The sequence below is a fragment of the Bacteroides sp. genome (assembly GCF_029057325.1).
Taxonomy (GTDB): domain Bacteria; phylum Bacteroidota; class Bacteroidia; order Bacteroidales; family Bacteroidaceae; genus Bacteroides.
Window position 1 is genome coordinate 1 of sequence record NZ_JAICZW010000039.1, and the last position, 11,341, is coordinate 11,341.

Here is an 11,341-nt window from a genome sequence, read left to right on the forward strand (position 1 = left end):
TTCCTGTTGGTATCATTGCCATTATATTATGGATATACATTGATTATCAGAAATACAAAAAGAAAAACCGACTTGCTATTTTGCTTTTTTTCCTATTTCCAAACACCTTATCCGCACAATACATTGATGCGGGATGTCAAATATCTTTCAAATATCTCGAAAATCAAAAAGGAAAATTGGAATACACGAAAGATGAAGTTACGTATGAATTTATTCCGACAGACTTTCAATGGGAAATTATAGTGCGTAATAATTCTTCGGAAGAGATTCAGGTAAACTGGAAGAATCTGCAATTCATTATCAATGGAAGAGCCGCCAAGGTCAGATATTCGATGCCTACAGAGAAACAGCTTCTTACTACTATAAAAAGTCAAACAGAATTAAGCAGAAAAATTTGTGTGACAACTTATACCAAAGAGAAAGCAAGTCACCAAATATACAATAAAAAAGAGATTCGGAAGGGGAGGAATTCTGTCGTTTCCATCAGTTTTCCTGTATCTATTGGCAAACGTCCTAAATTTTTCACCGTTTTCGACTTTGTCATCAAAAAAACAAATAGCTTATGACTTTTACTTCTTGACAAAGGAATCTATAAACATAGTCAAAGAAACCACATTGCTGGTATCATTACATTAACTGGTTAGTACGCCGAACCAACTTAAGACAACGTAAGAAATTGGATGTATCATCCTTGACTTCGTTGGTGTTGGTTCGGCGTCAATGAATGATTTATTTAATTTATCCAACAGAATTTGGAATAAAGACATGACAAGGTAAAAATCCCCCTGCTTATTTCTGCTGCTTTCGATTTTGCACTATCTTTGCACCAATATGAGTGAAGATACCTATAAAACCATTGCCGCCCCTTCAGAGGGCATTTACACAGAGAAGCGCAGCAAGTTCATTGCCATCGCGCTGCCGGTGCGTACGGTAGAGGAGGTGAAGGCGCATCTGGAAACGTACCAGAAGAAGTATTACGATGCCCGCCACGTGTGCTACGCCTATATGCTGGGGCATGAGCGGAAGGATTTCCGTGCCAACGACAACGGAGAGCCTTCGGGCACGGCAGGCAAGCCGATTCTGGGACAGATCAACTCCAATGAACTGACGGATATCCTGATTATCGTGGTGCGCTATTTCGGGGGCATCAAGTTGGGGACAAGTGGCTTGATAGTGGCCTATAAAGCCGCCGCTGCCGAAGCCATCGCCGCCGCCACCGTTGTGGAGAAGACCGTGGACGAGTCGGTGACCTTCCTTTTTGAATACCCGTTCATGAACGATGTGATGCGGGTGGTGAAGGAGGAGGAGCCGGAAATCGTGGAGCAGTCCTACGATATGGACTGCCGCATGACACTTCGCATCCGGCAATCCATGATGCCCCGGCTGCGGGCGCGGCTTGAGAAAGTGGAGACATTAAGGTTTGAATGATAGAACAAATATCTTTGAAAGAAAAAGAAAATTATGGCATTTAGTGCAACTAAAAGAGAGTTGGGCGAACTCTACACCTTCTTTCGCCTGCTGGCAGACGGAACCGTGCCATTGGGTACGCCGAAGGCTGAGAAACACGAGAACTTATGCTGGCCCATTGCCTTGATACAGAGAGAAGAGCATGACGGTACGCGCCGTTACTACCTCGAAGGGAAGGAAGTGCGCCTGGTCAGTGGCACCGTCGAAAAGAACGGGCTGTTCGTACCGGGCGACAAGGCGGAAGTCCGCTTCCTGCGGGAGGATTTCAGCGATGCGGCAACTATGATTCTGGATTTGTTGAAGTCTGTGCCGGGCGAGGAGATAGAAGTGACCGAAGGGCTGGAAGGCTTTCTGGATGCGGTCAACATCTACGACCTGGAGGCGAAGACGGAAGACCGGACCGACTTCTCCATCGCCTTTTGGCATCCCGAAGCACCGCTGACGGGCTTCAACGTCCGTTGCCGGCTGGCACCGATGAACCCTTTGCTGGATGGAGGGCGTACCGCCAATCTGAAGCTGGAGCAGAGCGGGGTCAAATTTGCCGTGCCCACGGTGAACAAGGTAAACGCTTTGCCCGAATCTCCCACGGAGGTGGCAGACCGCATGCGGATGATTGAACGGCTGGGCGGCGTATTGAAGTATGCCGACGTGGCAGACCGCGTGTTCCGCTGCAACTTGCAGATGATAGACCTCCACTTCCCGCGTATGCTGACAGAGATGGTGCGCCTGATGCATCTGGAAGGCATTACCCGTATCAGCGAACTGACGGAACGCATCAAGGAGATGAACCCTCTGAAGATAAAGGACGAACTGATAAACAAGCATCGTTTCTACGAGCACAAGGTGAAGCAGTTCCTGTTGGCGCTTGCCTTGGGCATGCGTCCAGCCAAAATTTACAACGGTACGGACTCTGCGGTCGAAGGCATGCTCCTGACGGATGGCAAAGGCGAGGTGCTCTGTTACCACAAATCCCGTCCGCAGGTGTTCGCCGATTTTCTTTATCAGAACACACGTTTGGAGAAGGGCTCTTTGGAGAAGGATAAGTATGGGTTCTTGGAGCGTGAGAACGGAGCTTGGTATTTCAAGCTGAATGCCAAGATTGGATTGGTGAAAAGATAATTTTAGGAATTAAAGTATATATGAATATGAACGAAGTATTGAAAACTATCAAGGCACGCCGCAGTATCCGTACCTATACGGAGCGGCAAGTCTCCGAAGAAGATTTGAAGCTGATTCTGGAGGCGGGCGCATACGCCCCCAACGGGATGCACTATGAGACGTGGCATTTTACCGCTGTACAAAACAATTTTTCACTGAGAATGCTGAACGAGCTGCTGAAAAGCCTTTACCGTGATAGCGACAACCTCTATACGGTGGAACGTGGTAACAGCGATACCTATTGCTTTTATTACAACGCCCCTACGCTGGTCATTGTGTCCAACGAGCCTACTTGTACATGGGCGGGGCAGGATTGCGCGTGTGCGTTGCAGAATATGTTTCTTGCCGCCCGCTCGCTCGGCATAGACTCCTGCTGGATAAACCAGTTGGGAGCGGTTTCCGATGACCCCGACATGCACGCTTACCTGACTGAGTTGGGAATGCCCGACAATCACCGGGTCTATGGTTGTGCCGCTTTGGGTTATGCGCCGGCTGATGCTCCGCTGAAGGAGAAGAAGTTGAAAGAGGGAACCATTACAATTGTACGTTGAGGATGCGAAAGGGCTAAACGTCAGCATTGGATATAAAAGAGTTGAGGTTTACGTTTCTAAAGTCAATCTTTAGAAGTGTAAACCTCAACTTTATAGAATCGTTCTTCAGCCTTTCAATGTGGCGGGGGGACTATTCAAAGCTTCCGTAGCATGTAGGCAGCAGCTTGCGGTCGCCCAGCGTGTTGTCCACACGTGCCACGTTCACCCAGAACTTGTTTTCGCGTACGCTTTCTATCGGGTAAGCGGCTTTCTCGCGTGAGTAGCTGTGTTCCCACTTGTCGGCGACAAGCTCGTATTCGGGATGTGGGGCATTGACCAGTACATTGTCCGCCTTGTCGGCTTCGCCGTTCTTCACCTCCTGAATCTCTTCCCAGATGGTCAGCATCACGTGGACGAAGTTATCCAGTTCGGCAAGGCTCTCGCTTTCCGTCGGCTCAATCATCAGCGTGCCGTGCACGGGGAAGGAGAGGGTAGGAGCATGATAGCCGAAGTCCATCAGACGTTTGGCGATGTCGTTCTCGCTGATGCCTGTCTCTTCGTGCACCTTGCGGCATTCCAATATCATTTCGTGGCCTACAAATCCGTTGGCGCCCCGATAGACGATGCCGTAGGTGTCGTTGAAGCAGGCGGCAAGGTAGTTGGCGTTGAGGATGGCTACCTTCGTGGCCCGTGTCAGTCCTTCCGTTCCCATCATGCGGATGTAGCCGTAGGTGATGGGCAGGATGCCCGCACTGCCGAAGGGAGCTGCCGATACCTCGTTCGCCGTGTTGCCGAACAATTCGTGTCCCGGGAGGAACGGAACCAGGTGCTCTGCCACGCAGATGGGGCCTACGCCCGGACCGCCACCGCCGTGAGGCGAAGCGAACGTCTTGTGCAGGTTCAGGTGGCAAACGTCGGCACCGATAAAGCCGGGGTTCGTCAGTCCTACCTGTGCGTTCATGTTGGCGCCATCCATATATACTTGTGCGCCGCAGGCGTGGATGATGCGGCAAATCTCTACGATTTCCGTTTCGAAGATGCCGTGCGTCGAAGGATAGGTAATCATCAATGCGGCCAGCTCGTCCTTGTTGGCTTCCGCTTTGGCACGGAGGTCATCCATATCCACGTTGCCGTGTTCGTCGCAGGCGCAGGTGACGGTCGTAAAGCCCGCCTGTATGGCCGATGCGGGGTTGGTGCCGTGAGCCGATGCCGGAATCAGTATCTTGTTGCGATGTCCCTGGCCGATGCTTTCCTGGTAGGCGCGGATGACGCGGAGTCCCGCGTATTCGCCTGCCGCACCGGAGTTGGGTTGCAGGCTGACACCGGCGAATCCGGTGATGATTTTCAGCTCTTCACCGAGGTTGGCTATCAGTTCGCGATAACCTTCGGCTTGTTCTTCGGGCACCAGCGGGTGCATGTTCATAAATTCGGGACGGCTGAGCGGCAGCATCTCTGCGGCGGCGTTCAGCTTCATCGTACACGAACCGAGGGAAATCATGGAGTGCGTCAGCGAGATGTCTTTGCGGTCGAGGCGCTTGATGTAGCGCATCATCTCTGTTTCCGTATGGTATTTGTTGAACACTTCGTGGGTCAGGTAGGCGCTTTGACGTTTCAGCTCTTTGTCGATAGTGTTGGCTTCGGGAACGTCATGAATCTTTTCCCAATCCTTTCCGGCAGCGATGGCGAAGATGGAAAGCAGCACGTTGACGGCGGCTATATCCGTTGTCTCGTCAATGCTCATGCCCACATCTCCGTTCTTGAAGTAGCGCAGGTTCACCTCCTTGCTCAGGGCGATGGTGCGTATCTGCTGTGCCGAGATGTTGTCGGGCAGCGCGAAGCGCAGGGTGTCGAAGTATTGCTTGTTCACTTGCTTGTAGCCCAATTTGTTGATGCTGTTTTCCAGGAATGCGGCAATGCTGTGGATGCGTTCGGCAATGGTGCGGATGCCTTCAGGTCCGTGATAGACGGCGTAGAAGCCTGCCATTGTCGCAAGCAGCGCTTGTGCCGTACAGATGTTCGAAGTGGCCTTTTCACGCTTGATGTGTTGCTCGCGGGTTTGCAACGCCATACGGTAGCACAATTTGCCGTACTTGTCTTTCGACCAGCCGATGATGCGTCCCGGCATGTTGCGCTTGTACTCGTCGCGGGTGGCGAAGTAGGCTGCCGACGGACCGCCGTAGAACATCGGCGTACCCAGTCGTTGGGTGCTTCCGAAGACGATGTCCGCTCCCCATTCTCCCGGAGGGGTGAGGAGGGCGAGGCTCAGGATGTCGGCTGCGACGGCCACCTTGCATTCTGCCGCATGGGCTTTTTCCACGAAGGCCCGATAGTCTTCGATGCAGCCATTGCCGTTGGGATATTGCAATACGCAGGCAAAGATGTCGGGTGTAAATTCCATTTCGGCATATTTGCCCACACGCAGTTCGATGCCTTGCGGAATGGCGCGGGTGGTCATCACTGCCAAGGTTTGCGGGAAGATGTTCTCATCCACAAACACGACGTTGGCACCTGCCTTCTGCATGTTGCGCGGGCGCAGGGCGTACATCATGGTTACGGCCTCGGCGGCTGCGGTGGCTTCGTCCAACAGCGAGCAGTTGGCAAGCGGCATACCGGTCAGGTCGGACACGGCGGTCTGGAAGTTCAGCAGGGCTTCCAGTCGTCCCTGCGACACTTCAGTCTGGTAGGGGGTGTACGAGGTGTACCAAACGGGATTCTCGAATACGTTCCGTTGGATAACGGCAGGCGTGATGGTGTTGTACCATCCCATGCCGATGTAGGTGGTGTAGAGTTTGTTTTTGGCGGCGAGTTCGGCAATGTGCTTTCCGAATTCATGTTCCGTCATGGCGGCGGGCAGTGCCAATGGTTCTTTCAGGCGGATGTTGGCCGGAATGGTTTTTTCAATCAACTCATCCAGGCTTTTCACTCCGATTTTTTGGAGCATCTGCTCCTCGTCTTGTTTGCTGATGCCGATGTGGCGGCAAGCCAATAAATCGTTTTTCATGATTTTATAGGGATTTAATTAGTTTATCTGAAGAAAGGATTTTCCGCTTTTTCGGTACCTATGGTGGTCGGTGCGCCGTGTCCCGGATAGACAATGGTTTCGTTGGGCAGTATGAACAGGCGGCTGCAAATGTGCTCTATCAGTTCATCGAAGTTGCCGCCGGTCAGGTCGGCGCGTCCGATGCTGCCTTGAAACAGCACGTCGCCCGAGAACATGCAATGGTCTGCCGCACAATAGAAGACCAGGCTTCCCGGCGAGTGTCCGGGTACATGGATGGCTTCCAATTGGCTGTTGCCGAAGGTGATGATGTCTCCGTCGTGCAGATAGCTGCCCGGGGGTACGGGTTTTTCCTGCAACTGGAAACCAAACATGCGGCTTTGCTTCGGGGCTTCGTCAATCCAGAACTCATCCGCCTGATTGGCTTCGGCTTTCAATCCGAACTCTTGCAACATAAACGGGTTGCCGAAGATATGGTCCAGATGCAGGTGGGTGTTCAGCAGATGCTTCACATCCAGCTTGTTTTTCACAATGAAGTTTTTCAGGCTTTGCTTCTCCTCTTCATAGAAGCAGCCGGGGTCGATGACCACCGCTTCGTTGGTTTCGTCCCACAGAACATAACAATTCTCAGGGAACATGTTAAATTCAAATCTCTTTATCTTCATGATGTGATTTTAGATTTCAGATTTATGATTTCAGATTTCAGAATTTTCCACTTTCCGCTTTCAACAGCTCACGTGCACCACTTTTTTGGTCTGGAAGAACTCCTCCCGGAAGTAGTCTTTCAAATCCCACATCGTGGTTTTATGTTTGAAAGGCATTGTTTCGTGTTCCAGTTCGCCGCCTTTCAGGCAAATCAGCCCGTTGGGCAGTGCGTTCTGCTGTTTGGTGGATATGTTCTTGCGGATAATTTTCAGTAAATCTGCCAGAGGCATGACGGCGCGGCTCACCACAAAATCGAATGTCCGTTTCTCTTCCTCCGCACGGGCGTGGCGGAACGTCACGTTTTTCAGGCCGATGCTGTTTGCCACTTCGGTGGCGACACGCACTTTCTTGCCGATGCTGTCCACCAGGTGGAACTGCACTTCAGGGAAAAGGATGGCCAAAGGGATTCCGGGAAAACCGCCTCCCGTGCCCAGGTCCATAATCTGTGTGCCCGGTTTAAAGCGGATGGCTTGGGCGATTCCTAAAGAGTGGAGCACGTGGTGCTCGTACAGGTTCTCGATGTCTTTGCGCGAGATGACGTTTATCTTTGAGTTCCAGTCCGTATAGAGGTCGTAAAGTGCGGCAAACTGTTTGGTCTGCTCCTCTGTCAGTTCCGGAAAGTATTTCAGGATAAGTTCCATGTCTGTATGAATAGGTGGATTAGTACCGGTTGTTATGGGTTTCTTATTTCGTTCAGCACCAGAAGGTCATCGCTCAGCAGGTGCTGCAGTGTCTCATACGAAAGGGTGATTTTAGTCGGTCCCATGGCGTATGGGGCTATTTCATATACGTTGTAGTAGAAGGTGATTCCCTCTTTGCCGAGGTAGAAGTTTTCCGTGGGTATCAGGTCGCCGGTAGAGCCATATCCCAAATCTTCCACTTCCTGGCGGGTTGTTGCCCGGTTGTCTGCTATCAGTTGTTTCCACAGCAGTTCGGTCAGCTCTTCTTCGTACCCGTCAACCAGCAGGTCTTCCAGACGGACAGGGCTTAATGTCCGCAAGTCCATATTGAGGAAAGAGGACATGTAGATGCCGTGTGCTCCGCCGGTATATTCGTTGTAGTCTATACGGTAAACCAGCAGGTGCTTGAAGTAGAGTTGCACATGGCTTTCGATGCCTTTATAATAGGAGTACCAGGAGCCGATGGTTCCATCCTTTTCCAACTCCTGCTCTTCTTTCCGGTACATCGGTTCCAAGTCTTTGCGGTAATCGCTGACATATTGTTCCTTGTATTGCTCGACGGCCTCTTCGGGAGCCATAGCCATGTATTTATGGCTGAGGCTGTTGGATAGGAAGAATGTGTTGAGGCTGTCTTTCAGTCTTGTATCTGTTGAATGGCTGACATACGCAAGGTTGATGAGGAGGTTGCAGGCCGGCTTGGCGGTATCTCCAAAGAGATGTGCCGTCTCGTTTACTTGAATGCTGTCGAACTCCAATGCTCCTGCATTTTTGTTCACGGTGTTACCGCAGGAAAAGAAAAATCCGCTTGCTGTAAGCAGAATGATAAGTAAGCTGACAGTTTGTTTTTTCATTTGATGTTTTGTTTATAAATCGCACATTTTAATGAGAAATCTTTTACGACAAATATAAAACATATTGGTGAATTGTCCACATAAAAAAGAGATAAAGTTTATACTCTTTTTGTTGGGATGCTGGGTGTGAGTTGATGTTGTTTCACGTTGTATGATTGAAAAAAACTATTTTATATTCCGAAAACCACAATAATTGACTATTTTGATGCTATGAGGTAAATGCTCAGACTGCTACCAATCAAGGTTATGCTTGCTATCTGAACATGGATATGGGCACTGATATGGATGAACTGGCAAAGCGTGCTCCCAACAATGATTTGCCTCAAGTAATGCTGAAACAAGGTTGGGGTACACTGACAGAAGGACAAAAAAGTGTATTCGCTTTTTTTGTCCTTCTTTTTTTGTTCTTTCGCTCTTCTTCAAGGGTGAATATGGTAGTTGCTTATAGGGCTTCTATTTCTTTGGGTGACAAACCGGTACTTAGGGCAATAACACTTGTCGATATGTCGTTTTGTTTCATTGTACGGGCAATGGCTAAAGTTTGTTGCCTTTTCCCTTCTTCTATACCAATTTCTTTTCCTTTTTCTATGCCAATTTTTTCTCCTTTTTCTATGCCAATTTCTATGCCAATTTCTTTCCCTTCTTCTATGGAAGCTTCATGTACGCTCAGTGCGGTGCGATAGGCATTGAGGCTTTTCCAATAGAGTTCGTGTTCTTCCTGATTGAGGGAAGATACGCTGGCTATTTCTTCCAGTTTTTCAAAGACTGCTTTGCGTGCTTTGAAAGGCATTCTTTTCAGTGTGTCCATATTCTTTAAAGTATAAATCCAACGTTCAAAATTAGTTTCACATTCTTCCTCTTCCTTCTTGAAAACGGGTAGGGCGAGGAAAATCTGTCGCATTTTGTCGGTGAACTGCTCGCCGGTCTCACGGTCGGCGAGGATGACGTCCGTACGAAACTTAACGTTGTCCTTGAGCAGAAAGTTCATGAAGAATACGCCATAAACGGCTTTGACATCGAAATTCCAAAAGTTCCCTGTCTGTCCTTGCCGAGCGACGGCATGCGATAGGTAGAACAGTGCACGTTCCTTAAAATGTACTTGCGACTTGTTCTGCATCTCCACGATGATTTTCTCCCCTGTGTCTGTAGTGCAATAGATATCGTATATCAATGCACGTGCATCCTCCCATTCGGGAAGTTGTTCGTTGTTCAGGAAGGTGAGGTCAGTTATCACACGTTCGCCTTCCAGCAGGTCGTTCAGGAAATCTATCAGCAGGTCTTTGGATAGCTCTTGACCGAATATCTTTTTGAATCCGTAGTCGGTGAATGGATTGATAAACTTTCCCATAATGTTCAGTTTCTTTAATTAAGATTCACGCAAAGATAGGGAAATAGTCTGAGAAGGCAAGGAGGAAGATTGTTTTTTCTTGAAATTACTTGGGTAGATTCTGCTTTATTTAACTATATTGATATCTCTATTTTCTGTTGAGACACTTCATTTAGCTGTTCCTGTATTCCAACGGGCTCATTCCCATGTGTCTCTTGAAGTATTTTCCGAAAAAGGAGGCGCTGGGGAAGTTTAGCGAGTAGGCTATTTCCTGAATGGTCATATTGGTTGATTTCAGCTTGGCTTTCACGTCCACGATGACTACGTGGGCGATGATGTCCAGCACATTCTTTCCGGTGACTTGCTTCACGGTCGTGCTGAGGTGTTGCAGAGAGACCCCTAACTTGTCGGCATAGAACTGGGCACGGCGTTCGCGGGTGTAGTTCTCAATGACGAGTTGCACCAGTTCGCGGCATATCTCTTCTTTTCGGCTTTTGTTTCCCTTTTGCGGTTGTGGGCGGTGGCAATACAGTTTGTTTACTCCGTGGAGAAGCATGTTCAGTGTGTTTTGTGCCATCTTGGTGTCGGGAGGGTAGGGGCCGGTGGTGATGCGTGCCCATAGGGCGAAGTAGTCTTTGAAGTAGGAGGCCACGGTGGAATTGATGGCCAGTACCGGACATTCCAATATGCTGGAGAAGGAGCTTAAGGTGGATTGGATGAGGTTGACCCCGTTGATGCATTTGGACGAGAATCCCACGAATCCCAATCGCACTTTTTCCTTTTGTTCGTAGAACTGGATAATGGTTCCGGGAAGCAATGTAATGAAGTCGCCCTGCTTGATGTCCGTTTCCATCAGGTTGATGGAAACCTTGATGGAACCTTCGATGCAAAGCGCGAAGATGCACGCTTTCAGGCGGCACGATTGTTTGTATATGTTCAATATGTCTTCTGTCACCTCGGTCCATGCAAACATATCTACCGGCAGGTCAACTTGGGGAAATTCCATACGCTTTGTTGTTTAGAAGTTTGTACAAAGGTAGTTTTTCCTGTTGAGAAAAACAACAGAACGTGCATTTTATCGGAATTTATACTATTGGATAATCTCAATCAGATTGTTATGAATTCTAGTAAGGTTGTTGGACGTGGATGGTAAAGTGACCACCGAGTTCTGTTAGAACTTGGTGTATTGAGAACGCTCTATCAGCAGCAAAGGTAACAATAATTTTATTATTTTAAATACATTTGCTAAAATATTTTGCTTACGAGGCCTTTTTTTAAAAAAATACATAATTCCTCCCTTTTTCTATATATATTTATGCTTATAGTGATTCAACTTTTGCCTGTTTGCATACATGGATTTTTCATAATGGTATGATTTAGGCACGGAATTCGCAGATTTTTTCCTTTCGTTAATCCTAAGCCGATTTGCTGGCTGGTGGCTCATCTAACATCCTTAAAAGAAATTCAGATTTATAAATATTTACACGGAATATTCTTTTACCGAAGGCTCCGTCACTTTCTGCTTTTCCGGTTCGCGTCTTATCCGGTCCTTTTCTGCTCCATGGTTTCTTCGGTGTTTCTTCGGACGTTCTTCGGACATTCTTCGGTCCTAGGGAGTGGAGTTT

Annotated in this window: 11 protein-coding genes; 4 read left to right on the plus strand and 7 right to left on the minus strand. The window is 48.8% G+C overall.

Annotated features, from left to right (window positions below):
- The 4 genes from K2G43_RS02455 to K2G43_RS02470 form a co-directional block, all read left to right on the plus strand.
- Positions 1-566, plus strand: a 566-nt coding sequence (locus tag K2G43_RS02455) for a hypothetical protein (RefSeq protein ID WP_300152882.1), incomplete at its 5' end; no start/stop codon positions are given.
- Between the two features lie 265 nt (positions 567-831).
- A complete protein-coding gene (locus tag K2G43_RS02460; protein WP_297643981.1) occupies positions 832-1,428 on the plus strand; it encodes a YigZ family protein in 597 nt (198 codons plus the stop codon).
- A 33-nt stretch (positions 1,429-1,461) separates the two neighbouring features.
- Positions 1,462-2,586 carry an HpaII family restriction endonuclease gene (locus K2G43_RS02465; protein WP_297643982.1) on the plus strand — a complete coding sequence of 375 codons (1,125 nt, stop codon included), beginning with the start codon at positions 1,462-1,464 and terminating at the stop codon, positions 2,584-2,586.
- 20 nt (positions 2,587-2,606) lie between these two features.
- The gene (locus K2G43_RS02470) at positions 2,607-3,176 is read left to right on the plus strand and encodes a nitroreductase (RefSeq protein WP_297643983.1); all 570 of its coding nucleotides are present in this window, start codon (positions 2,607-2,609) and stop codon (positions 3,174-3,176) included.
- A gap of 130 nt (positions 3,177-3,306) precedes the next feature.
- Here the strand turns inward: K2G43_RS02470 and gcvP are convergent, their stop codons facing one another.
- The 7 genes from gcvP to K2G43_RS02505 all read right to left on the minus strand — a co-directional run.
- On the minus strand, positions 3,307-6,156 hold the full coding sequence (gene gcvP, locus K2G43_RS02475) for an aminomethyl-transferring glycine dehydrogenase (protein ID WP_297643984.1): 2,850 nt from the start codon (positions 6,154-6,156) through the stop codon (positions 3,307-3,309).
- A gap of 23 nt (positions 6,157-6,179) precedes the next feature.
- The gene (locus K2G43_RS02480) at positions 6,180-6,818 is read right to left on the minus strand and encodes an MBL fold metallo-hydrolase (protein WP_297643985.1); all 639 of its coding nucleotides are present in this window, start codon (positions 6,816-6,818) and stop codon (positions 6,180-6,182) included.
- 60 nt (positions 6,819-6,878) lie between these two features.
- Positions 6,879-7,499, minus strand: coding sequence for a 16S rRNA (guanine(527)-N(7))-methyltransferase RsmG (rsmG, locus tag K2G43_RS02485; RefSeq protein WP_297643986.1), 621 nt, complete (start codon positions 7,497-7,499; stop codon positions 6,879-6,881).
- Between the two features lie 32 nt (positions 7,500-7,531).
- On the minus strand, positions 7,532-8,389 hold the full coding sequence (locus tag K2G43_RS02490) for a DUF3298 and DUF4163 domain-containing protein (protein ID WP_297643987.1): 858 nt from the start codon (positions 8,387-8,389) through the stop codon (positions 7,532-7,534).
- Positions 8,390-8,831: 442 nt separating this feature from the next.
- Entirely contained in the window at positions 8,832-9,737 is a 906-nt protein-coding gene (locus K2G43_RS02495; RefSeq protein WP_300152883.1) for an Rpn family recombination-promoting nuclease/putative transposase, read from the minus strand.
- A gap of 151 nt (positions 9,738-9,888) precedes the next feature.
- Positions 9,889-10,722, minus strand: a complete 834-nt coding sequence (locus K2G43_RS02500) for a helix-turn-helix domain-containing protein (protein ID WP_297643990.1) — start codon at positions 10,720-10,722, stop codon at positions 9,889-9,891.
- A gap of 409 nt (positions 10,723-11,131) precedes the next feature.
- On the minus strand, positions 11,132-11,341 hold a 210-nt coding region (locus K2G43_RS02505; RefSeq protein ID WP_300152884.1), incomplete at its 5' end, for a hypothetical protein.